Below are 24,626 nucleotides of genomic sequence, written 5' to 3'. Positions count from 1 at the left end.
GAATTTGTCAATTAGCGCTTTAGCGAATTGTCAAAAGGCAAATTAGGCAAATAGCGAAGTTGTCTGATCAATTTAAGTTGCGGTATTGAATTCCAAATTCTTAAATATCCTTTTTTCTGACAATCATAAAAAAAACATTCCCAATCATTAATTAATCCAAGCTATTTGCTAATTCGCTAATTCGCTAATTCGCTAATTGTCTAATTCTCTTTAACACAAACTTACCGAACGTCTACCTGAAAATCAGCGCAAAATACGTACTTTTGCACCTTATTTCCGCCTCAAGATTTTATGCAGAAGACAGACGAAACCATTGAAGTACTGGGTGCCCGCGTGCACAACCTCAAAAATATAGACGTTTCCATCCCCCGCGAACAACTCGTGGTCATTACTGGCTTGTCGGGATCAGGGAAATCATCGCTTGCCTTCGACACGATTTACGCCGAGGGACAGCGCCGCTATATCGAGACGTTTTCGGCTTATGCCAGGCAATTCCTAGGCGGTTTGGAGCGTCCGGATGTTGACAAAATCGACGGATTGTCGCCCGTAATCGCCATCGAGCAAAAAACCACAAGCCGCAGCCCGCGCTCTACCGTGGGAACGATTACCGAGATTTACGATTTTTTGCGCCTTTTATATGCCCGTGGATCGGAAGCCTATTCGTACAACACAGGCGAAAAAATGGTAAGTTATTCCGATGACCAGATCAAAGAGCTTATCCGGAAAGACTTCGACGGCAAACGCGTCAACATATTGGCTCCGGTTATTCGCGCCAGAAAGGGACATTACGCCGAATTGTTCCAACAGATTGCCAAACAGGGCTTCCTGCGCGTTCGCATCAATGGCGAGGTGACCGAAATTACGCCGGGCATGAAGCTCGACCGATACAAGACGCACGACATCGAGATCGTCATCGACCGCATGGCGATAGACGAATCTGACGATACCGAAAAACGCCTTACCGAAAGCATCAAGACCGCTATGTATCACGGTGAGGACGTTTTGATGGTCATGGACCACGATACCGCGGCGGTGCGTTTTTTCAGCCGCACTTTGATGGATCCGACAACAGGCATCTCATACCCTAACCCGGAGCCCAATCTTTTCTCGTTCAACTCTCCGAAAGGCGCCTGCCCGAATTGCAAAGGTTTGGGAACGGTCAACGAGATCAACATAAAGAAAATCATCCCGAATCCAAAATTGTCGATCAAGCAAGGTGGTTTTGCTCCTCTTGGCGAGTACAAATCGAGTTGGATTTTCAAGCAGCTGGAAACCATAGGCGAGAAATTCGGGTTTAAAATGACCGACGCCATCGACAAGATTTCCAGTGAAGCCATGGAAGTGATGCTCTACGGCGGAAAGGAAAAATTCGAGGTCAAATCCAGGACAGCCGGCGTAACCAAAGAATACAAGATCGACTTTGAAGGCATTTCGAACTTCATCAAAAACCAGTTTGAGGAAACCGAATCCACATCGATCAAACGCTGGGCGAAAGAGTTCATGGACGAGGTAAAATGCCCGGTCTGCGAAGGAACGCGCCTTAAAAAAGAAGCGTTGTACTTCCGTGTAAACGAAAAAAATATTGCCGAGTTGTCGAACATGGACATTTCAGATTTGACGAAATGGTTCGACGGCATCGAGGACAAATTATCCGATAAGCAAAAAATTATCGCCGTCGAGATCATCAAGGAAATCCGCGACCGGCTGCACTTTTTGGTCAACGTCGGGCTCGAATACCTTTCGCTCAGCCGAGGCTCGAGAACACTTTCCGGCGGTGAGGCGCAACGCATACGCCTGGCGACCCAAATCGGATCCCAACTCGTGGGCGTGCTGTATATCCTCGACGAACCGAGCATCGGATTGCACCAGCGCGACAACGAAAAACTGATACACTCTCTCGAATCCCTGCGCGATATCGGCAATTCGATCATCGTGGTCGAACACGACAAGGACATGATCGAGCGAGCGGACTACGTGATCGACATCGGGCCGAAAGCAGGGAAATACGGTGGCGAAATCATATCGGCGGGAACGCCTGAGGAAATGCTGGCCCAACACACATTGACGGCTCAGTACATGAGCGGCGAAAAAAGCATAGAAGTCCCAAAAAAGCGACGCGAGGGCAACGGAAATGTGATCAAACTCAAAGGCGCGACCGGAAACAACCTCAAAAACGTCTCGATTGAAATTCCGTTGGGAAAACTGATCGTGGTAACCGGAGTTTCGGGCAGCGGAAAATCGACGTTGATAAACGAAACGCTGTATCCGATTTTGAACGCCCATTATTTCAACGGCGTCAAGAAACCGCAACCGTACAAGTCGATCGAAGGCCTGGAGCATATCGACAAGGTGATCGACATCGACCAAAGTCCTATCGGACGCACGCCGAGATCGAATCCGGCCACCTACACCGATGTTTTTTCCGAAGTCAGGAATTTGTTTACCCTGACGTCCGAGGCGCAGATTCGCGGTTACAAGGCCGGGCGCTTCAGCTTCAATGTGAAAGGCGGTCGTTGCGAGACCTGTGAAGGTTCGGGCGTGCGGACGATCGAAATGAACTTTCTTCCCGATGTTTACGTGGAATGCGAAACGTGCCAGGGCAAACGGTTCAATCGCGAGACGCTGGAGATCCGGTACAAAGGCAAATCGATTTCGGACGTGCTCAACATGACGGTGGACGAAGCGGTGGAATTTTTTGAGAACATTCCCAAAATCTATAGAAAAGTAAAGACGATACAGGACGTCGGGCTTGGCTACATCACGCTTGGCCAGCAATCGACGACGCTTTCAGGTGGGGAAGCCCAACGCATCAAACTTGCGACCGAACTATCCAAAAAAGATACCGGCAACACGTTCTACATCATGGATGAACCTACCACAGGCTTGCATTTTGAAGACATCCGGGTATTGATGGACGTCATCAAAAAGCTTGTCGACAAAGGCAATTCCGTGCTGATCATCGAACACAATATGGACGTCATTAAACTCGCCGACCACATCATCGACATCGGGCCCGAAGGTGGCCAAGGTGGCGGAAGCGTTGTGGCGACGGGAACTCCGGAGCAAGTGGCGAAAGTAAAAAAGAGCCACACGGCGAGATTTTTGGCTAAGGAACTTTTGGTGGTTTGAGCAGGTTCGGATGAAGATTGTACTGATGCGTTACTGCAGACTTCAGATTCGACGCGACAGTTAGGTTTGGGAGTAAATTCTCGGGAGGCTAGCGTTTACCGGACTTAGTAAACAAACGCAGCGCATTTGTACTCCACAACGCCCAAATGACCAGGACCGGCTGGAAGAAAAGCCGCGCGAGTCGCAACGCATCCGAATCAAGCCCGAACGCATCGTATCGGTTCATATACTGGGCGATGTTTCCGGGAAAAACAAGCACGAAAAAAATGGCGAGCGACAGGCCTATCTCGCGTCGGTACTTATCCCAGAAAACCAATGCAAGCCCAAAGGCCGCTTCCACGATTCCGGAAAGTACGACCACAAGATCTTTGTCCATAGGCACCCAATTGGGAACCTGGGCCTGGAACTCGAGGCGCGCAAACGTCAAATGGGCCGCACCGGCCATGACCATCGTAAATCCCAAAATGTTTTTTGTCCACTGTTTGAACCGTCCGTACTTCGCTGCCATAACTTCTAATTTTCACAAAGATAGCTTTCCCGTAACGGAAGGCGTTACAGGATTTTGAGAAATCGATTTGGAATTCGGGAATTTAAGGTTACTTTAGCCGGGTTTGGATGTAAAGTGACAAAGCGCCTGAGCATCGCCTGAACCCAAATTTTGAAATTACAGCAATTAGATCAACTATTAACTGCTGACAGCCTAAACTCCGGCTTCGTTCCCGACGGATCGGTCGCTTAGCGCATCAGCACCTCATAAAGAAACAAATGCGTTTAGAAGACTTTGAAAACGAGGACGACCGCATCATAAGCGACCGATTGAAACAAAAAACGTGGAGTGAGATCCGCAGTAACGATTCGTGGGCGATCTTCAAGATCATGAGCGAATTCGTCAACGGATATGAGACCATGGGGCGAATCGGGCCCTGCGTCTCGATTTTCGGATCGGCCCGGACAAAACCCGACCATCATTTCTATACCTTGACCGAGCAGATCGCCTTCAAGATTTCCAAAGCCGGTTATGGCGTCATTACCGGAGGCGGGCCCGGCATCATGGAAGCCGGTAACAAAGGTGCGCACTTGGGAGGCGGAACGTCGGTCGGTCTCAACATCGAGCTGCCGTTCGAACAACATTTCAATCCTTATATCGATCGCGACAAAAACCTTAATTTCGATTACTTTTTTGTCCGAAAGGTGATGTTCGTCAAATATTCCCAGGGATTTGTCGTAATGCCCGGCGGGTTCGGAACGCTCGACGAAATGTTCGAAGCCATCACGTTGATACAGACCAAAAAGATCGCAAAGTTTCCGATCATCCTTGTCGGGCGCGATTTCTGGGAAGGACTTTGGATTTGGGTAAAAGACGTTCTCGTCGAAAAATACGCCAACGTCTCCCCTGGCGACCTCGATTTGGTGAAGATTGTCGACACGGCTGATGAAGTCGTCCAGGTCCTCGACAATTTCTACAAAAAATATACGCTGAGCCCGAATTTTTAAGGTTTAAGTTTAGCGTTTAAGGTTTAAAGTTTAAAGTTTAGGTTTGAGGTTCCAAGCCAGGCTCGGTTTGCGAACGGAATCCGACCTTGAACTTTAAGCGGTAAAACAATTCTGTCATCGCACGCAACTTTGTAACGCAATATGTATCTTGCCTTAGCGTTATAACCAGCCAAAACATTGCCTCGATTGATCTTTTCGCGTTCGCTCCTTTTCCTGTTCGCCTGCCTGCCTTTTGCGGCTCTGGCGCAACATCACTCGCGGATCATCGCCCATCTCGACGACGAGAAAAAGGAGATTACGGTTTTCCAGCAACTTACGCTTTTCAACCAGACTTCGGATACGCTGACCACCGTCGTACTCAACGATTGGAACCACGCCTATTCGGGCAAGTCCACACCTTTGGCCAAGCGCTTTTCGGACGAGTTCGTGCGCGGTTTCCATCTGGCCAAAAGTGGCGAACGTGGCAGCACCAGATCCCTTTTGATATCGGATGGACAAGGCGGGACACTCGAATTCGTCCGACCGGAAAAACATCCCGATCTGGTCGAAGTGTACTTGCGTGAAAAACTGGCTCCCGGCGAGAAAACCATCATCGAGCTCCGATATGTGAGCAAGATCCCGTCTGCTAAATTCACGAAATTCGGCTATTCCAACGACGGAAGCTACTACCTAAAAGACTGGTTTCTTACGCCCGCACGTTACGACGGGCACGAGTTCGTCCGTTACAGCAACGTCGGGATAGACGACATCGCAAACGGCATTTCGGACTACGACGTGGAGATCAACATTTTGAAGAAAGTAGAAATCGACAGCGATCTCGACGCTTCTTATTCGTATGCCGATGCGAACTTGACGAAAATGAGATTTTCGGGCAAGAACCGCAACAGCTTCAATCTCTACATTGGGAAAAATTCCGCATTCCACAGCTTCAAAAATGACGTCGTGGAAGTCATCAACGGGATTGAAGGCAGCAAGGTTACCGATTACCAGAAAGCGGTCATCGTAGACAAGATCGTAAATTATGTAAACGAGCACATTGGGGCGTATCCATTCGAGAAAATCACCGTTTCCGAAGCCGATTATGCGCGCAATCCGTTTTACGGGCTGAATCAACTCCCGAGTTTCATCAGCCCGTTTCCCGATTCGTTCCTGTACGAGATCAAATTCCTCAAGACCTATCTGCGCAACTATATGCAGACCGGCCTTAAACTCGACGCCCGCCGCGACAATTGGATTTACGACGGCATCCAGATCTATGTGATGATGAAGTACATAGACGAATATTATCCGAAAGCTAAAATGATGGGCGGAATTTCCGGATTGAAACTACTTAAGGGTTACCATCTTATCAATCTTGACTTCAACGAACAGTACAGCTATTTTTACATGCTGATGGCGCGCAAGAACCTCGACCAGCCAATCGGGTTCTCGAAAAACAAACTCATCAAATTCAACGAACAGATCGCCGGTAAATACCGCGCCGGATTGAGTTTTCGCTACCTCGACAACTTCCTCGAGCGAGATGTTGTTCCACAAACGATCAAAGCGTTTTACGATTTTGCGACCAAATACCAAACCGACGGAAAGGATTTCGAATTTTTGCTCAAGACGAAAGCATACAAAAACATCGACTGGTTCCTGGAAACCGTGATCAATTCGCGCGACATCATCGACTATAAGTTCACGGATCTCGAGAAAACCAAAGACTCGGTTACGGTCACCTTGCGCAACAGGACGGGCACGACGGTTCCCGTCCCGGTTTATGGCGTAAGGAAAGGACAGGTCGTGTGGAAGCATTGGCTCGAGGACGTAGCATCGGACAGCACGTTTACGTTCGAACGAAATGAAGCGGACAAGATCGTGATCAATTACAACAACGAGGTTCCGGAATACAACCTGCGCAACAACTGGAAGTCGCTTAAGGGTTTTTCGGTGGGAAACCGTCCGATTAAATTCAACTTCATGAAAGACCTCGAAGACCCGTATTACAACCAAATACTGTACGTTCCATCGGTGAGCTACAATTTGTACGACGGAATCTCGCCCGGGCTGCGCTTTCACAACAAAACCATCCTCGACAAGCCGTTCACGTTCGACATCAACCCTATCTATTCGCCCAAAACGCGATCGCTCACGGGAAGCTACGCCGTCTCGGTCAACCAGAATTTCCGCGAGACCAAACTCTACAACGCCCGCTATTCGATCAGCGGCAATCATTTCCACTATGCTCCCGAGGCGTCTTATTTGAAACTGAACCCGATGGTGCGCCTGACGTTTCGCAACAAGGATAATTTCCGCGACAACCGCAAAGAGCAAATCATGGTGCGCAACGTGATCGTCTATCGCGAAAAGACGGATTTTGTTGTGGACAATCCCAACGAGAACGAGAACTATTCGGTTTTCAACCTTCGCTATTCGAACAATCGCCAGGAAGTGACGAATTCGCTGTTTTTCAACACCGATGTACAAGTGGCCAACAAATTCGGGAAGACCGCAGTGGAGCTCGAGTATAGAAAATTGTTCGAAAACAACCGACAGATCAACCTTCGCTTTTACGGAGGCGTATTTTTGTACAACAAAACCTCGAACGACTTTTTCAGTTTTGCACTCGATCGCCCGACCGATTATCTTTTTGACTACAATTATTACGGACGTTCGGAAAGCAGCGGGCTTTTCAGCCAGCAACTCATATTGTCGGAAGGCGGGTTCAAATCAAGGCTCGACCAGCCGTTCGCCAACCAATGGATGACGACCGTAAATGCGAGTTTCAACGTGTGGAACTGGATCGAGCTTTATGGGGATGCCGGATTTGTAAAGAGTCGCTATCTCGACCCGCATTTCGTCTACGACAGCGGCGTCAGGCTCAATCTCGTCACCGATTATTTTGAATTGTATTTCCCTGTCTATTCAAACAACGGATGGGAAATCGCACAACCAAGCTACAATGAAAAGATCCGATTTATCGTCACGATCGATCCAAAGACGCTGATCAACCTCTTCACGCGCAAATGGTTTTAATTCGCATGACGACGTATTTCGAGACGTTTACGGCAGGTAATTCGCAGATTCGGGATTTTGATTTGCAGATTCTAAACAAATGCGCCGTTTAGACGTCAAAAAATCCACATAATGTAAAAAATACCAAGCATTATCGTCATTTGATGCGAAAAGTGGAATTGAACGGAACAACTCCGACACAATTTCATTACATTTGTTTCCTAACCACGATCACATGAACCAAGCCGAGACCGCTCCTACCCTAACTTTCGAGGATTTCAAGAAAGAAGTCCTCACCGATTACAAAATCGCCCTGGTCAGCCGCGAATGCAGCCTTTTGGGCCGACGCGAAGTCCTGACCGGAAAAGCCAAGTTCGGTATTTTCGGCGATGGGAAAGAAGTGCCGCAACTCGCGATGGCAAAGGCGTTCAAAAACGGTGATTTCCGCTCGGGCTATTATCGCGACCAGACGTTCATGATGGCGATCGGCCAATTGACGGTCCAGCAATTCTTTGCCGGATTGTACGGTCACGCCGACCTCGAAAACGAGCCTATGAGTGCCGGACGCCAAATGGGCGGCCACTTTGCCACACACAGCCTCAATGCCGACGGTTCGTGGAAAAACCTCACCGTACAAAAAAATTCCTCTTCGGACATTTCGCCCACGGCGGGACAAATGCCGCGATTGCTGGGTTTGGCTCAGGCTTCCAAAATTTACAGGAACGCACCGCATATTCCGGGAAGCACGAACTTTTCGATACTCGGAAATGAAATCGCCTGGGGAACCATCGGAAACGCGAGCACGTCCGAAGGCTTGTTTTTCGAGACGATCAATGCCGCCGGAGTTTTACAGGTCCCGATGGTCATCTCGGTCTGGGACGACGAATACGGAATTTCGGTACACGCCAGGCACCAGACGACAAAGGAAAACATCTCCGAAATACTCAAAGGCCTGCAACGGGACGAGAACGTCAAAGGTTATGAGGTTTTTCGCTGCAAAGGTTGGGACTATGCCGAGTTGGTGGCAACTTACGACAAGGCCTCCAAGATCGCCAGGGAAGAACACATCCCGATCCTGATCCACGTAACCGAAGTCACACAGCCACAAGGCCACTCTACCTCCGGCTCGCATGAGCGTTACAAAAATGCCGATCGCCTTCAATGGGAATCGGATTTCGACTGCATCAAGCAGATGCGGGAATGGATGCTGCGCAACGACCTTTGTGCGGAAGGCCTGCTCGACGAAATGGAATCGGAAGCGAAAAAAGAGGTGCTTGAGGCCAAAAAGGCCGCCTGGAGTGCGTATCTCGACCCTATAAAACAAGAGCAGACGGAACTTGTCGGACTGCTTCAAAACATAGCCGGACAAAGCGCCAACCGCGTTTTCATCGAGAAATTCGCTTCGGAAACCGCGTCGATAAAGGAACCCATTCGAAAAGACCTGCTTGTCACGGCCCGCAAAGTCCTGCGAATGCTGTTGCCTGAAGACGCGTTGCGCTTGCAACTCGCCGGCTGGATCGAATCGTATATTAGGAAAATACAGCCCAATTTCAGTTCCCACCTGTTTTCGGAATCGGCCCAAAATGTCACATCGGTTCAGGAAGTTTTGCCCCACTACGCCGAAGATGCCGAAGATGCCGACGCAAGGCTCGTACTGCGCGACAACTTTGACGCCCTTTTCCAAAAGTATCCGAACGCGTTGGTATTCGGTGAAGATTCGGGAAATATAGGCGATGTCAACCAAGGTTTGGAAGGCATGCAGGAAAAATACGGAGACTTGCGCGTGGCCGATGCGGGAATACGCGAGGCGACCATACTCGGACAGGGAATCGGCATGGCTATGAGAGGTTTGCGTCCGATTGCGGAAATCCAATACCTTGATTACCTTTTGTATGCCATCCAAATCATGAGCGACGATCTGGCTACGTTGCAATACCGCACCAAAGGGCGCCAAAAAGCCCCGTTGATCGTGCGCACGCGCGGCCATAGGCTCGAAGGCATCTGGCATTCCGGATCTCCTATGGGCATGATCATCAATGCGTTGAGAGGAATCCACATCCTGGTTCCGAGAAACATGACAAAAGCGGCCGGATTTTATAACACGTTGATGGAGTGCGACGAACCTGCGCTCATCATCGAATGCCTTAACGGCTATCGCCTGAAGGAGAAAATGCCAGACAATCTTGGCGAATTCAAAACACCGATTGGCGTCGTGGAAACAGTTCGTGAAGGTTCGGACATCACGATCGTATCGTATGGATCTACGTTGAGGATCGTCGAACAGGCCGCCAAAGAATTGATGGAAGTAAACATTAATTGCGAAATTATTGACTGCCAGTCACTTTTGCCGTTCGACTTAAACCATGACATTGCGAAAAGCGTGTCAAAAACCAATCGACTTCTCGTAGTCGACGAGGATGTTCCTGGAGGTGCCTCCGCGTATCTGTTGCAACAGATCGTAGACGAACAGGGCGCCTACCAATTTCTCGACAGCAAGCCGCAAACCATGTCCGCAAAGGCGCATCGCCCCGCATATGGTACCGATGGAGATTATTTTTCGAAGCCGTCGGCCGAAGACATATACGAAAAGGTCTATGCGATCTTCAACGAATTGGACGGGAAACGATACCCTTCGCTTTACTAAAACAAATTAATCCGGTTCATCGCCGGATTTTTTATTTTACGCTTAAATGTTACATGGTTTTAAGAAGTCCATTGCGGTTTGGGAATATCTGCCGAACTTCAAGCCATTAACCAAAATAACAATGTCATGAAAAATTCAATTCTTATGCTCGGTGCGATCGCATTGGCAACAGTCGCTTCTTGCGAGAAAAAAACAGAAACGACAATCGAAAGCAGGGATACTACCGTGGTAGTGACGCCTCCGCCTCCAGCCGTCGAAACTCCACAGGACACGTCCGGAACATCCGTTGAAGTGGGCAAAGAGGGCGTTAACGTAGACGGCGACAACACTGACGTAGAGGTAAAAGACGGGAAGACCAAAGTCGAAGTTAAATAAGCTTCGGCATGAAAGTCAGATCTATTTTATTGGCCTGTGTGTTTCTTGCACTTGCATCGTGTAAGGATCGAAACGATCCAGCCGCTCCCGGGGAACCGTTGAACGATACAATAACGGTCGTTCCTCCGGACGCGCCTCCTGTACAAGAAGCAGATGCTCCAAAACCTCGCGAAGTCGAAGTAAAGTCGCCGGATGGCAAAGTGGAAGTTACTGTTCCGGCCCCGCCTCCGCCACCAAAACCGGGACAGCTTCCGCCGCCTCCGCCTCCACCGCCAAGAATCAAAGTGAAATAATCCAACAAACATTACATTCTTATCGAATCAAGATTATGGAAGAGCTTCCGGTTTACGAAGTGATCATTATCGGAGGCAGTTACGCCGGATTGTCCGCAGCTATGACGCTCGGCCGATCGCTGAGAAACGTTCTGGTTATCGACAGCAACTCAGCCTGTAACCGAAATTCCCCGAGCGCCCACAATCTCGTCGGTTTCGACAACGAAGCTCCGGAAGTGATCGCGGCCAAGGCGAAAGAACAAGTGCTCAAATACCATAGCGTGACGTTTTTTAGCGGAAGGGCTAAAGCCATTTCCGGACGCGACTGCGAATTTGAGGTCACGACGGAAACCGGTATATCTTTCCTGGCGCAAAAAGTATTGCTCGCAACGGGTGTGACCGATATCTTACCCGAAATTCCGGGTTTTTCAGCTTGTTGGGGAAAAACCGCCATCCATTGCCCGTATTGCCACGCATTTGAGATTGCGCATAAAAAAATCGGAATTCTCGCGCACGGCCAGGCGGGTTTTGAAATGGCGAAACTCATGAGGCAGTGGAGTCGCGATATTTCGTTGCTCACCAATGGGAACGAGCCTTTTTCGTTCGAGGCGCTTGGTGTTTTAAAGGAAAAGGAAATTCCGGTGCATCCGAAAGTCATATCCGAAATCCTGCATTCGGACGGTAATGTGACCAGCGTCGTATTTGACGACGGAACTTCCGAAGCCTTCGACGCCATTTATGCAAGGGCAGGCGTTCGCCAAAGCACGCAAATCCCGATCGCGATGGGCTGCGATCTAGACAACCATGGCTTTGTCATTGTCGATGAATCCCAGCGCACCAACGTCCCGGGACTTTTTGCATGTGGCGACAACACGATGGCGATGCGTTCCCTGGCGAGGGCGATCGCATCCGGAAATACTGCCGGCATTTGCATCAACCACGAACTCGTAAACGAAATTTTTTAAATGGATCTGCACGATTTTCTACTGAAACAACAAGACGTCCATGTGCTCGATGCCACGATTCGATACGACCGCTTCCGCAGTATTGATCTGTCTTCGGATAATCCTGATGTAACAGTGGAACTGGTTTCCGATTCGGACGGTTTTTCGGCATATATCGATCAGTTTATTGACGATCGGAACGGGTTGGCAGCGTTTGGAGGATATCTGGAAAAACGAACCCTTTACAAACGCAGCGAGCTTTTTCAGGATGAAACCGAACAAGAACGAGATATCCATATCGGGCTCGACATTTGGGCAGAAGCCGAAACGCCCGTACTGGCCGCGCTTGAAGGAAAAGTCCACAGTTTTGACTTCAATGCGGGAAAAGGAAACTACGGCCCCACGATTATCCTTGAACACGAATTCGATGGAGTTTCGTTTTTTACGCTTTACGGACATTTGTCTGCCGAAAGCATAGAAACGATAGAAATCGGAGATGATGTCGGGAAAGGACAACAGATCGGGACGTTAGGAGAAGCGTCCGTCAACGGCGACTATCCGCCTCACCTGCATTTCCAGATCGTCATTGATTTGGAAGGTAATTTTGGCGATTATCCCGGCGTCTGTTCCCAGGACGACCTCGAACATTACCGAAACAACTGCCCCGACCCAAACATTTTGCTTAAAATAAAACACACAACATGAAAAAAGTAATCCTGATTTTAGCTGTCGTTGCCTTTCTGGCTTCGTGTAAGTCGAAGCAAAAATCGGCGTCCAAGACTCCTTCAAAGCCAAAAAACGAAATTGCGACAAATGACCGGATCCCGATCGACGAAGCCGATTCCGAACAGAAAAAGCGCGCCTATGACTTCGGTAAGCGCGTGCTCAACGCCTGCAATACTTCCCGTTTTCGCCCGTTCAACTCAAGCGAAGCCACGCCCAACGTGATCGCTAATACAACGGAATCGAAAATCACTAAAACCTGCCACAAGTTTCGCCTCAAGTATGGGGATTTCAAAGACCTGACACTTGTCGAAATCGTTCACAACAAAAAGGACGACACTAATGTTTACCGCTACAAAGCCGATTATTCCAAGAAAATCGCCAACAAAGAGCTGCGTGTGATCATGAATAAGGAAAACAAAGTCACCGCGATAAAAAGTACCGATTGGGTAGAAAAATATGACCCTATCAAATAATTGATATTGGTGTAATTCGAGCGCATTCAACTGTCAATTATCAATTTGCAATTACTAAAACCATTTTTTGCGTTTGAAATAAACCGCCATTCCCAATGCCACGACGATCATGATGATCCAAATGGAGTAATAGCCGTTTTGGGTTCTGAGCTCGGGCATGTTTTCGAAGTTCATGCCGTATACGCCTACGATGAACGTCAGCGGCATAAAAATCACTGAGAACACCGTCAGCGTTTTCATGATTTGGTTCATGCGCTGGTTTTGGGACGAAAAAAATATGTTCGACGCACTTTCGAGGGTGTTGGTGTCGTATTCGATCTGATCGAGGATTTCCAGGCACTTTTGGTGCAGACGCGCAAAGAATGTGTAGTTCGAGCGTTCGATTCCGTCAAAATCATCGTCTTCCTTTATGCTTTTTAGATTGTAAAGCGCATCTCTCAGCGGCACGACGGCACGTTTGAGGAAGTTCAACGCGTCCCGGCTTTTTTCGATGCGCTCGAGCACGACGGGACTATCGGCATTTTTGGCGTCGGTCAGCAATTTTTCAATCTCCTCTTCAAAACGTTCAAGCGTGATGAAAAAGTTTTCCATTACCGCATCGAGCAACAGGTACAACAGGTAATCGTTCCCACGCTTTCTGACAATCCCGCTTCCGGTTCGGATCCGCTCGCGCAAATGGGTGAAAAAATCGCTTTTTTTCTCCTGGAACGAAACCAGTAAATTATCAAGCATCAAGAAGCTGATTTGCTCCACGCGAAGGTTTTTGAAATCGTCCTTGTCTTCCGCCAGGATGGATTTTATACTGAAAAACAACTTGTTGTCCGCCTCTTCCATACGCGCCCGTCGGTTGACGTTGAGGATATCGCCGATAATGATGGGCTCGATATCGAGAAACTCCCCGATTTTCTGGATCAGCACGGATTCGTGAAGCCCGTGGATGTTGAGCCATTTGACGTCATGTGTCTGGGACGGATCGCGCAATTCCTTTTCCATCCGGTCGAGCGAACACGACTGGTATTCTTCGTAACCTTCTGAATTGTAAACGAAAAGCTGCATTTCCACGGGATCGCTTTTGAAAAGCCCCGTGTATTCGAAAAAGTTAGGTTGGACCTTTCGCCCTTTTTTGTATCTGATGCGCCTCACCTGTGCTATTATTTTGATTAAAGATAAGCGATTTGATTTTTCGTCAGATGCGACTTCGGAAATTTTAGTATTAGTACTTTTGGGTTTCTTAACGACTCATCCGGATGCAGACACTCATTACCAATATCAGGCAACTCTTACAGATTCGCGACATTTCGATTGCAAAGATCTCAGGGCTCGCCATGGCCGAACTTCCGCTTATAGAAAATGCCTGGCTGCTCATCGACAATGAGGAAATCGCCGGCTTCGGATCGATGGACGACTTACCAGAAATCGATGGTGCCGAAACCGTCGACGCTTCAGGCAAAGTGGTGCTTCCCGCCTGGTGCGACAGCCATACGCACATCGTGTACGCTGGGAACCGCACCCAGGAATTCGTAGATCGCATAAACGGGCTCAGCTATGAGGAGATTGCCAATCGCGGAGGCGGTATTCTCAACTCCGCGAAAAAACTCAACGAAACTTCCGAAGACGAACTCTACGAGCAATCCAAAGTGCGACTGGAGGAAGTCATGAGACAAGGTTCGGGCGCTGTAGAAATTAAGTCGGGCTATGGGCTGACTGTCGAAGGCGAACTCAAAATGCTGCGCGTCATCAAACGATTGAAAGAGAATCATCCGGCGGCCGTCAAGGCGACATTTTTGGGAGCCCATGCTTTTCCATCGGAATTTAAGAGCGACCACGACGGTTATATCGACCTGATCGTAAAGAAAATGCTTCCGACGATTGCGCGCGAAAATCTCGCCGATTACATAGACGCGTTTTGCGAAACCGGTTATTTCTCGGTTGCCGAGACCGAACGCATCATGCAGGCCGGACTTGAATTCGGCCTACAGGCCAAAGTGCATGTGAACCAATTTACGGCGATAAGCGGCATCGAGGCCTGTGTAAAATTCAACGCGCTGTCGGTCGACCATCTTGAAATCGTTACCGAAGGAGACATCGAAGTTCTTAAAAACACCCAGACCATGCCGGTCGCCTTGCCGTCGTGTTCGTATTTTATCAGCATTCCGTATACGCCCGCCCGACAGATGCTCAACGCGGGACTTCCGCTCGCATTGGCATCCGATTTCAATCCCGGCACCACGCCGTCGGGCAACATGAATTTCGTAGTGGCGACGGCCTGCATCAAAATGAAGATGACACCCGAAGAAGCCATCAACTCCGCCACGCTAAACGGGGCTTACGCGATGGGACTATCGGCGACGCACGGAAGCATTACCGTCGGAAAAAAGGCGAATCTCATCATTACGAAACCGATTAGTTCGTTTTATGAGATTCCCTACCGTTTCGGAAGCGACCTCATCGAAACGGTTATGTTAAACGGAAAAGTTTTTAAATAAAAAAAGCCCGCTGTTAACGGGCTTTTTAGTTTTTTTCTTAGATTTTATCTCAGGTTGAAACTCGTTTTTGAAACCAGTTCTCCTTTGTCGAAAATGTTCACAAAGTAAGTCCCTTTCTCGAAGTCCTTTCCTTTTCCGTCAAGGAATTCACAAACGTCCACCGATGCGTTTTGGTAAGCTACCGTGGTGGTGAAACTGTACGTCAACGTATCCGACCCGAACGTTTCGGTAAGCTTGTCGCCCAAAACATTGTTCTTGGAGTCGATGATTTGCACATAATAAGTTTTTTCTCCTGAATTGGCGATCTTGTTTTCGGCAATGCTGAAGCAAACCTTCAGTTTGTCGGCACGGCTGGCTTTGTCGGTTTCGATTTGCTTGCCGGAACTCCTTTGTTTAAGAGCTTGGGTGCGCAGGTTCATTACGACGAGCTTCGATCCTTTTTCCACCGTTTTGGCCAGGTTCTCGTTTTGTACGACCAACGTGTCGTTGAAACGTTTTTGTTCGCCATAGGCTTTCTGGACGCTGTCGCGTTGTACGACTAGTCCTGCATTTTCCTTTTTAAGGTTTTCTACCTCGGCCATCATCGTTTTCATACGGCCTTGAAGCGCGCGATACTGGTCGCGATATTTGGACAGGCCGGCAACGTCATTCTTTGATTTTTCAAGGTCGGACATCAATTTGACGACTTTTTCCCTTTCGGCTATTAGCTCGTCGGACATCGAAGTATTTTCCGCTATCGCCGTGTCATATGTCGCCTTAAGTGCCTGAAGGTCTTTCATGACATCATCTTTTTCCTTTACCAGAACGGTTTGTGTCGATTTGGCGTCGCTGCTCATTTTGTACATATACGCCAGGCTTCCAGCAAGTAAAAGCGCGAGGATTACCACAATCGCTTTTAATTTAGAATTGCTGTTCTGATTTTCCATAGTGTGTTGGGTTTAAGTTGGTTGAAATGTTAAATTTTAACAAATTTAAATTTTTAAAAGGGTCTTACAACCTTATTAACGAAAGTTTATATAATTGCGTATTTTTGGCTCAAATTGCGAATAAATGGAAAAACTGGTTGTGCTCAAACCGAGCGATCTCGCTAAGCTGACGCGGCACAGGAGCGGTGAGATCCGTTTTGGAGAAAAGATGCTTACCACGCCCAAATCTGCCGACCCGCTTGCTTTCATGGCCGGTTGCGAGGCGCGTTTTGTGCTGTTCGGAATTCCTGAAGACATTGGTATACGTGCCAACTCCGGTCGGCCGGGCGCCGCTTCGGCATGGGAGAATGCGCTGGAAAGCATCGCCAATCTGCAACACAACCGTTTTTGCAAAGGCAGCGATATATTGGCATTGGGCCATCTCGATGTCGCGGCCGAGATGCGGGCAGCCGAAAGTTTTGACTTCTCCGACACACACGACCGGCTCGCCATAAGCAAGTTGGTGCAATCGATCGACAAAGAAGTGTCCCACCTGGTTTTCTCGATCGTAAAAGCAGGAAAAATCCCAATCATTATCGGAGGCGGACAAAATAACGCCTACGGTAACATAAAAGGGACGGCGCTTGCAAAAGGAAAACCCGTCAACGCCATCAATTTCGACTCACAGTCAGATTTCAGGATACTCGAAGGAAGACACAATGGCAATGCCTTCCACTATGCGTTCGAAGAAGGTTTCCTCAAAAAATACTTCATCTTCGGACTCCACGAAAATTATGTGTCCAAAAACGTGCTCCAAAACATAAAAAAGCTCGAAAACCGCGTGCAATACACGACTTACGACGAGATTTCCATACGGAGCGAGAAGGACTTCGATTCCGAAATGCAAAATGCCCTTCAATTCGTCTCATCGGAGGCATTCGGCATAGAGATCGATCTCGACGCGATTCCGGATGTGGCCAGCAGTACGATGACCTATAGCGGCTTCTCGGTGGCGAAGGCGCGAAAATTCGTTCACTTTTTTGCACGTCACAAAAATGCGGCCTACCTGCACATTTGCGAAGGCGCTCCGGATCTCGGGGATGAGAAAAACAAACACCTGATCGGGAAATTGATCGGCTATCTGCTTACGGATTTCGTCAAGGCGCGTGAGCATGCCTGAATCATTGGCTGACATCGGGCATTACGACGACGTATTTTCCGACGATCCCAAACCAACAAATGATCAAACAAACTCCCGCGCCGCAGCCGGACCGTATGCAGTGCCGCGGAATAAAATGAACAATTAAGCGGCCAAAAGCCTATCTTTGCCGCCTGCCCAAAATGGCACACTTATGAAATTCGAAGATCTACAATTATCCAAATCCATATTGACGGCGGTATCCGAAGAAGGATATACCACGCCTACTCCCATCCAACAGCAGTCTATCCCGGTCATCCTTGAAGGACGCGACATCGTGGGATGCGCACAGACGGGAACCGGTAAAACCGCGGCTTTCGCCATCCCGATCATACACAATCTGCATCGCAACATCGGCACTTCAAAACGCCACAAAGTCATACGCGCCCTTGTCGTTACGCCAACGCGCGAACTGGCGCTCCAAATCGGGGAAAGTTTTGAAACCTATGGACGCTACACGAATCTGCGCCAACTCACCGTCTTCGGAGGCGTTTCCCAGGTTCCTCAAGTCGACCAGTTAAAACGCGGAGTCGACGTGTTGATTGCCACTCCGGGCCGCCTGCTCGACTTGCACAAACAAGGTTTCATCGACCTCGACCATTTGCACACATTGGTTTTGGACGAAGCCGACCAAATGCTCGACATGGGTTTTGTAAACGACGTAAAAAAGATCGTAAAACTCACTCCGGACAACCGTCAGACCTTGCTATTCTCGGCCACGATGCCGATGCAGATACGCGAATTGGCCGAAATGTTCCTTACCGATCCTACAAACGTCCAGGTTGCACCGGTTTCGTCAACGGCCGAGAGGGTCGAACAACGCATTTATTTCGTCGACAAGTCGGACAAGCGCAATATGTTGTACCATCTTATCAGAAACGAAAAACTCGATAACGTACTGGTTTTTACGCGTACCAAACACGGAGCGGACAATGTCGTGCGTTCGTTGCGCAAGAAAGGCGTGGCGGCCGAAGCCATTCACGGCGACAAGTCCCAATCTGCGCGCCAGCGTGTTTTGGAAGCGTTCAAGAACAACGAAGTCGGCGTTTTGGTCGCGACCGACATCGCCGCGCGCGGAATCGACATCGAGCAATTGCCGTTCGTCATCAATTTCGACCTGCCCAACGTTCCCGAAACCTATGTTCATCGCATCGGACGTACGGGACGCGCCGGAAACGGTGGCGTCGCCATTTCACTTTGCGGACTTGACGAGGCGCCGTATTGGAAAGACATCCAGAAACTTATCAAAGTAGACGTTAAGATTGTCGAGGATCATCCTTATCCGTGGAAGGAAGGCGAGGCGCCGGGGACGATCGCAACTCCGGTTGAGCAACCTAAAAACAACCGCAGCGGTAAATCGCACGGCCAATCCCGAAAATCCGAAGGATCGAAAAAGAACAAGCGGAGATGGTATTAATAGTTTTTGGACGCCCTGGACGATAACATTAGTTCTACGAGCAAAGTTCCAATTTCGAACCGTCCCAAACTTTAAACTTTAAACCTTAAACTTTAAACTTCAAACCTTAAACTTCAAACCCTAAACGAACCTCCCCTTTCACTCCGTCATCCGCTTCCCTATTTGCGAATTGATGATCTGGAACAACTTTATCGGTTCAAAAGGCTTGATGATGATGTCGTTCATACCCGAAGAAAGGGCTTCCTCGGTAATTTCTTCTTTGTCGAAGGCCGTCAGGGCGACGACAGGCGTCTCGCGGTCGAATTGTCGGATGCGTCTTGTGGTTTCGAATCCGTTGATGATCGGCATGTTGATATCCATCAGGACGATGTCGAATTTGGTCTTGCGCAATAATTCGATAGCCGATAGCCCGTCGTCGACCACTTTGCAACGATAGCCGTTGTTCTGTAAAATTTTACGCGTGACCATCTGGTTGATCTTGTTGTCTTCCACGACTAAAACCTCGTGGGAAGCTGCCGTAGAAAGGTCTACCTCTATATTGTTGATGATCTCGTTTGTCTTTTGCGGATTGAACTCGAAGGCGATCGTAAAATCGAATTCGGTGCCTTTTTCAGGCATACTGCTCAAATGGATCTCGCTGTCGAACAACTCGATGAGCCGCTTGACGATCGACAGGCCGAGTCCGGTTCCCTGATAGTCGTTTTCCTTGCGTTCGATTTGTACGAATTTCTCGAAAATCTTTTCCTGGTCTTCCAAAGCAATCCCGATTCCGTTGTCTTTCACGGCAAATTTGATGAAGAACTTCTCCCCTATGTTCTTGAGCAGTTCGGCCTTGATAACAACGCGCCCGTCAACGGTGAACTTCAAGGCGTTGCTCACAAGGTTCATGAAAATCTGGGAAAGCCTGAGCTTGTCGCCGATCAACAGCTCCGGAATCTCGGGATCGATATCGATTTTGATTTCGTTTCGGTTGCGGTTGGCGATGAATTTTAGCGAATCCTTGATGGTTTTGATTTCGTCGTAAACGTTGAACACATGGCTTTCGAGCACCACGCGCTTTTCCTCTATTTTGTTGATCTGAAGGATATCGTTCACGAGCGACAACAGGTATTTGGCTGAAAACCGAAGCGAGTTCAAATGCGGGCTTCTCACCAATTCTTTGTGCTCGTCGGCAATCATATCCGTAATGCCGACGACGCCGTACAAAGGCGTGCGCAGCTCGTGGCTGATCGTCGAGACGAATTGGGTCTTCAGTCGTGCGGCTTCTTCCGCTTTTTCCTTGGCGAGATGGAGCTCGGCATTGGTTTGGAGCAGTTCCGCATTCACTTTTTTACGAAAGTTGATGTTTTTGTTGAGCATGTAAAGCAACAACGTCAGGGCCAAAAAGCAGACGATGAACAAGATCACGATAATTTGTGATTTCCGGAGGCTCAACGCCTGGATCTCATTTTCTGCGGCGATGCGGTCGACGGCCCGCTTGTATTCGTCGAGTTCGAGGTTGAGGCCTTCGGTTGCCGCGCGTTTGAGCTTTTCGGCGTCGTAGACCTCATCTTTGATTTTGCCGAACATCTGCAAATAGCGATACGCATTTTTGTGGTCGCCGGTCTTGGCCAGAAATTTCGAATATTCCTCGTACGAATACGAAAGATCGAGCTTTTCGTCGGTTGCGATCGCCATATCCATCGCCAGCCTGAAGTAAGCATCGGCCGATTTGTTGCGCCCACGTTCGCTCTCGAGCATTCCGTTGAGCAACAAACGCGCGGCCTTGAGATTCTTGCGCCCGAACTTCTCAAAATGCTCGTTCACATATTCCAGGTATGGCTGGCCCTGATCGTACAATCCGATGTCGAAATGAGCCCAGGCAAGGTTGAGTTTGGTGAACAGGATTTCAGACGTGTCGCGTATCTTTTCGCCATGGTGGATCGCCGCCTGATAATACGCAATGCCTTTCTCGTAATTTTTTTTCTCGAAGAAATGCATGTTCCCGAGATTGTTGTTGAGCCAGTTCTTGAGCGTGTCGTTCTCCGTCTTATTTGCGTACGATAAACCTTTGTTGTAGTAATAAATGGCTTTGTCGTTTTCGGAAAGTTCGTCGTAATTGCCTGCAATGGTATTGTAGGCGTATGCGATACGGAAGTTGTCCTTCAACGATATCGCTTGCTTGAGCGCCTCGCGTGAGTATCGCAGTGATTGTCGAAAGTTGAGATCCGTAAGAAACTTGTCTGCCTTGTCGTTGAGCTTGTCGATCCCTTGTGCCGTATACGGCGACGTCTGGGCGTGAAAACCCAGTGCCATTAAAAGCAGCGGCAGTAGGAAAATATTGCGTGATACAGGCAATGCGATAGATTTGGTGCGTAAATATAAAAGGATTGACCTAATATAAAAACCCCGACTGTTAAAATCGGGGCTTTTCTTTTACTAATTTCGGATCAGTTTCCTGTATTTGATTCGCTTAGGTGTCAGATCGACGCCGAGTCGTTTCTTCTTATTCTCTTCATAATCTGAGAAACTTCCTTCAAAAAAGTAGACTTCGGAATTTCCTTCGAACGCCAGGATATGCGTGCAGACGCGATCCAGGAACCAACGGTCGTGGGAGATGACGACGGCGCAACCCGCAAAATTCTCGAGCCCTTCCTCGAGTGCGCGCAAGGTGTTGATGTCCAAATCGTTCGTAGGCTCATCGAGAAGCAATACATTTCCTTCTTCCTTGAGCGTCATGGCCAGGTGCAGGCGGTTGCGTTCGCCTCCGGAAAGCGTCGCGACTTTTTTATTCTGGTCGGATCCACCGAAGTTAAAGCGACTCAGATAAGCGCGTGAATTCACGGATTTGCCGCCCATCATGATGAGTTCCTGTCCGTCGGCGAAATTTTCCCAGATCGATTTTTCAGGGTCGATGTTCGAATGCGCCTGATCTACGTAAGCGATCTTAACGGTTTCGCCTACCTTGAATTCGCCTCCGTCAGGCTGGAGCTCGTCCATGATCATTTTGAAAATCGTCGTTTTTCCGGCTCCGTTGGGTCCGATGATCCCGACGATTCCGGCTTGAGGCAAAACGAAATTCAGGTTGTCGTACAGCAGTTTTTCCCCGAAAGCTTTGGCGACCTTTTCGGCATTGATCACATTGGTTCCCAAACGCGGCCCGTTCGGGATATATAATTCAAGTTTTTCCTCTAGTTCTTTCTGGTCTTCATTCAACAATCGGTCATAGTTCTGAAGACGCGCCTTTTGCTTCGTCTGTCGGCCTTTCGCTCCCTGGCGTACCCAGTCAAGCTCGCGCTCGAGCGTTTTTCGGCGCTTGGAAGCTGTCTTTTCTTCCTGTTCCAATCGCTTGGATTTCTGGTCGAGCCATGACGAGTAATTTCCTTTCCACGGAATGCCTTCGCCCCTGTCGAGTTCGAGGATCCATCCGGCGACATTGTCAAGGAAGTATCGGTCGTGGGTCACGGCGATGATCGTTCCCGGATATTGCTGTAAATGTTGTTCGAGCCACAATACCGATTCGGCGTCGAGGTGGTTCGTCGGCTCATCGAGAAGCAAGACGTCCGGTTGCTGCAACAACAGTCGGCACAACGCCACGCGACGCTTTTCACCGCCCGAAAGCACTTTGATCGGCGTGTCGGGATCCGGCGTGCGCAAGGCGTCCATGGCAACCTCTAGCTTATTGTCGATTTCCCAGGCGCCGAGTGCGTCGATCTTGTCCTGGAGCTCAGCCTGGCGGTCCATGAGTTTCTGCATTTTATCGGCATCTTCATACACTTCCGGCAAACCGAACTGGTCGTTGATCTTGTTGAACTCCTCAAGCACGGCCATGGTTTCGGCAACGCCTTCGCGCACGATCTCGATCACCGTCTTGTTCTCGTCGAGCTGAGGCTCCTGTTCGAGATAGCCTACGGTGTAACCAGGAGAAAACACGACATCGCCCTGGTAATTCTTGTCGACGCCGGCGATGATCTTCAGCAAAGAGGATTTCCCGGAACCGTTGAGACCGAGAATACCGATTTTCGCTCCGTAGAAAAAGCTCAGGTAGATGTCTTTGAGTACTTGCTTGTTGTTTGCCGAATAGGTCTTGGAAACCTTCGACATTGAGAATATGACTTTCTTATCGTCTGACATGATATCGTATTTTGTAAAATTTTAATTTGCGGATGACAAAGATAATCTTTATTCAAAAATAACCCACGAACACGCAAAATTCCCAGGGGCCGAACCGATAATTATCCACAATTGGTTATTTTTGCATCGACCAAGCAATTCCGTCTGATGCGATGAAACAAACCGAGAAGCTCACGATTTACGTAGACCCGTGCTGTAACGTACTGTACGCCTCCTTCTACCTTTACGGAATCCGGAAGCTTTACGGAAAGAACTCGATAAAATTCACATCTGCCTATTTTGACAAGTTCAAGCACAATGGCCGTATCGTCCCAATTGTCATCGCACGCGGCAATGAACTTTCGAGGGTCGTGATCGATTTTGGCGACGTGGATTACATCGACACCCACGGTATCGCATGGTGCGACCATTATGCAAAGGTCAACATCAACAGCGAGATCGAATGCGCACATCCTGAAAAATTGTTTTCGATAGGCCCGAGTTTCGCCATTCGGGTGTTTTCCAAATTGGAAACGGTATTGCTCGTGCTGTCCAACTTTTACAAAGGCAGAAAACGCATCCAGCGTGCGCGTTATTTTTTTGGGGAATACCGGGCACAGATGAACCGCCACGACCTTTCGGCTTATCACAACGACAAACCATCAGACGACAGCAACGTATTTTTCGCCTCGTCACTATGGAAGCTCGAACCGGAAACCAACCGTTTTCGCGCGAACTTCATCAATGCCTGTAAAAAACTCAAGGGAATTCACTTTACGGGCGGTTTTTCCCCTAGAAAGCACAACGACGTCCCGGGTTTCGAATCGCTTACGATTGAAAAGAGGATTGATTTCGACGAATATCTCGAGCTTACGAAATCGTCGCTGACGACCTTTAGTACGCCGGCCGTTGGAAAATGCCACGGTTGGAAAATAGGGGAATTTTTGGCCATGCGCAAAGCGATCCTCTCCACACCACTGATGCGCGAGTTGCCGAGTCCGTTGCTGGACGGCGTCCATATCGTGTACACGGACGGTTCGGAAGCGGACATTGCCCAGAAAGTCGAATTATTGCGTTCCGACCCGGCGTTGAGACGTAAAATCGAGCAAAACGGACTGGCCTATTTCAACGAATGGCTGCAGCCCGAAAAAGTGGTGTCCCAGATTTTCGCCAGGGCGTTTTCAAAATCAGAGGCGGCCCTTAAGTGAACTAAAGACCCAGGCATTTGCCAGGAAACCCAATCCGACGGCGCCGAAGCCCCATCCTGCGACATCGTCGTACCTGAATATTCCGAGACCGATGAGCAGCAATCCCATCAACACCATGATAAATGCCGCCCAGCCGAGGATTGTATTTTTGTTTGTTTTCATAAGTAAAATCAGAACGGCAAATATCGGAAAAATTCAACGTCGACAAACGGATTATTCGCGCCCACCCGGATAAAATCCCTATATTTTTTTGTCCCGCAGGCCGA

Annotated in this window: 19 protein-coding genes; 12 read left to right on the top strand and 7 right to left on the bottom strand. The window is 48.8% G+C overall.

The genetic code is table 11. From position 1 onward, the window contains the following. The first annotated feature begins 291 nt into the window (after nucleotides 1-291). Nucleotides 292-3,129, top strand: a complete 2,838-nt coding sequence (uvrA, locus tag HC229_RS10945) for an excinuclease ABC subunit UvrA (RefSeq protein ID WP_191020527.1) — start codon at nucleotides 292-294, stop codon at nucleotides 3,127-3,129. A gap of 88 nt (nucleotides 3,130-3,217) precedes the next feature. Here uvrA and HC229_RS10940 read toward each other — a convergent pair whose 3' ends face one another. Next, nucleotides 3,218-3,637, bottom strand: coding sequence for a DoxX family protein (locus HC229_RS10940; protein ID WP_191020526.1), 420 nt, complete (start codon nucleotides 3,635-3,637; stop codon nucleotides 3,218-3,220). 257 nt (nucleotides 3,638-3,894) lie between these two features. Between HC229_RS10940 and HC229_RS10935 the strand changes: the two genes are divergently transcribed. The 4 genes from HC229_RS10935 (at nucleotide 3,895) to HC229_RS10920 (ending at nucleotide 10,639) form a co-directional block, all read left to right on the top strand. Beyond that, nucleotides 3,895-4,623 (top strand): TIGR00730 family Rossman fold protein, encoded by a 729-nt coding sequence (locus HC229_RS10935; protein WP_191020525.1) that lies wholly within the window; start codon nucleotides 3,895-3,897, stop codon nucleotides 4,621-4,623. Nucleotides 4,624-4,809: 186 nt separating this feature from the next. Further along, nucleotides 4,810-7,641 carry a gluzincin family metallopeptidase gene (locus HC229_RS10930; protein WP_223845586.1) on the top strand — a complete coding sequence of 944 codons (2,832 nt, stop codon included), beginning with the start codon at nucleotides 4,810-4,812 and terminating at the stop codon, nucleotides 7,639-7,641. Between the two features lie 214 nt (nucleotides 7,642-7,855). After that, nucleotides 7,856-10,264 carry an alpha-ketoacid dehydrogenase subunit alpha/beta gene (locus HC229_RS10925; protein WP_191020524.1) on the top strand — a complete coding sequence of 803 codons (2,409 nt, stop codon included), beginning with the start codon at nucleotides 7,856-7,858 and terminating at the stop codon, nucleotides 10,262-10,264. Between the two features lie 126 nt (nucleotides 10,265-10,390). After that, nucleotides 10,391-10,639 (top strand): hypothetical protein, encoded by a 249-nt coding sequence (locus tag HC229_RS10920; protein WP_191020523.1) that lies wholly within the window; start codon nucleotides 10,391-10,393, stop codon nucleotides 10,637-10,639. On the opposite strand, the gene HC229_RS10915 is transcribed toward HC229_RS10920, so the two are convergent. Next, complete coding sequence (locus HC229_RS10915; protein WP_191020522.1) at nucleotides 10,632-10,937, bottom strand: hypothetical protein; 306 nt, start codon at nucleotides 10,935-10,937, stop codon at nucleotides 10,632-10,634. The two genes, HC229_RS10920 and HC229_RS10915, sit on opposite strands and share 8 nt — an antisense overlap. A gap of 30 nt (nucleotides 10,938-10,967) precedes the next feature. On the opposite strand from HC229_RS10915, the gene HC229_RS10910 reads away from it, so the two are divergent. From HC229_RS10910 to HC229_RS10900, 3 genes are read left to right on the top strand one after another with little or no spacing between them, the layout of a single operon-like run. Continuing rightward, nucleotides 10,968-11,876, top strand: a complete 909-nt coding sequence (locus tag HC229_RS10910) for an NAD(P)/FAD-dependent oxidoreductase (protein ID WP_191020521.1) — start codon at nucleotides 10,968-10,970, stop codon at nucleotides 11,874-11,876. Beyond that, on the top strand, nucleotides 11,877-12,560 hold the full coding sequence (locus tag HC229_RS10905; protein WP_191020520.1) for a peptidoglycan DD-metalloendopeptidase family protein: 684 nt from the start codon (nucleotides 11,877-11,879) through the stop codon (nucleotides 12,558-12,560). Beyond that, on the top strand, nucleotides 12,557-13,054 hold the full coding sequence (locus HC229_RS10900; protein ID WP_191020519.1) for a hypothetical protein: 498 nt from the start codon (nucleotides 12,557-12,559) through the stop codon (nucleotides 13,052-13,054). Before HC229_RS10905 ends, HC229_RS10900 begins: the two co-directional genes overlap by 4 nt. Nucleotides 13,055-13,108: 54 nt before the next feature. On the opposite strand, the gene corA is transcribed toward HC229_RS10900, so the two are convergent. Then, a complete protein-coding gene (corA, locus tag HC229_RS10895) occupies nucleotides 13,109-14,197 on the bottom strand; it encodes a magnesium/cobalt transporter CorA (protein ID WP_191020518.1) in 1,089 nt (362 codons plus the stop codon). Between the two features lie 104 nt (nucleotides 14,198-14,301). Between corA and hutI the strand changes: the two genes are divergently transcribed. Continuing rightward, on the top strand, nucleotides 14,302-15,540 hold the full coding sequence (hutI, locus tag HC229_RS10890) for an imidazolonepropionase (RefSeq protein WP_191020517.1): 1,239 nt from the start codon (nucleotides 14,302-14,304) through the stop codon (nucleotides 15,538-15,540). A gap of 44 nt (nucleotides 15,541-15,584) precedes the next feature. Here hutI and HC229_RS10885 read toward each other — a convergent pair whose 3' ends face one another. Beyond that, nucleotides 15,585-16,466, bottom strand: coding sequence for a hypothetical protein (locus HC229_RS10885; RefSeq protein WP_191020516.1), 882 nt, complete (start codon nucleotides 16,464-16,466; stop codon nucleotides 15,585-15,587). Between the two features lie 124 nt (nucleotides 16,467-16,590). On the opposite strand from HC229_RS10885, the gene HC229_RS10880 reads away from it, so the two are divergent. Both HC229_RS10880 and HC229_RS10875 read left to right on the top strand, forming a co-directional pair. Next, nucleotides 16,591-17,625 (top strand): arginase family protein, encoded by a 1,035-nt coding sequence (locus HC229_RS10880; RefSeq protein WP_191020515.1) that lies wholly within the window; start codon nucleotides 16,591-16,593, stop codon nucleotides 17,623-17,625. Nucleotides 17,626-17,797: 172 nt separating this feature from the next. Beyond that, nucleotides 17,798-19,060, top strand: a complete 1,263-nt coding sequence (locus HC229_RS10875) for a DEAD/DEAH box helicase (protein ID WP_191020514.1) — start codon at nucleotides 17,798-17,800, stop codon at nucleotides 19,058-19,060. Nucleotides 19,061-19,198: 138 nt separating this feature from the next. Here the strand turns inward: HC229_RS10875 and HC229_RS10870 are convergent, their stop codons facing one another. Then, entirely contained in the window at nucleotides 19,199-21,397 is a 2,199-nt protein-coding gene (locus tag HC229_RS10870; protein WP_191020513.1) for a tetratricopeptide repeat-containing hybrid sensor histidine kinase/response regulator, read from the bottom strand. A gap of 81 nt (nucleotides 21,398-21,478) precedes the next feature. After that, a complete protein-coding gene (gene ettA, locus HC229_RS10865; protein ID WP_191020512.1) occupies nucleotides 21,479-23,173 on the bottom strand; it encodes an energy-dependent translational throttle protein EttA in 1,695 nt (564 codons plus the stop codon). Between the two features lie 152 nt (nucleotides 23,174-23,325). Here ettA and HC229_RS10860 point away from each other — a divergent pair, with 152 nt between their 5' ends. Further along, nucleotides 23,326-24,360: a hypothetical protein gene (locus HC229_RS10860; protein WP_191020511.1), complete on the top strand. Its 1,035-nt coding sequence runs from the start codon at nucleotides 23,326-23,328 to the stop codon at nucleotides 24,358-24,360. Here the strand turns inward: HC229_RS10860 and HC229_RS10855 are convergent. Then, the gene (locus tag HC229_RS10855) at nucleotides 24,340-24,522 is read right to left on the bottom strand and encodes a CAL67264 family membrane protein (protein WP_191020510.1); all 183 of its coding nucleotides are present in this window, start codon (nucleotides 24,520-24,522) and stop codon (nucleotides 24,340-24,342) included. The genes HC229_RS10860 and HC229_RS10855 overlap by 21 nt on opposite strands. Between the last annotated feature and the right edge of the window lie 104 nt (nucleotides 24,523-24,626).

This window comes from Flavobacterium selenitireducens (assembly GCF_014748335.1).
Lineage (GTDB): Bacteria > Bacteroidota > Bacteroidia > Flavobacteriales > Flavobacteriaceae > Flavobacterium > Flavobacterium selenitireducens.
Note: the sequence above shows the minus strand (reverse complement) of the source record. Positions and strands in the feature narration are given on the sequence as shown.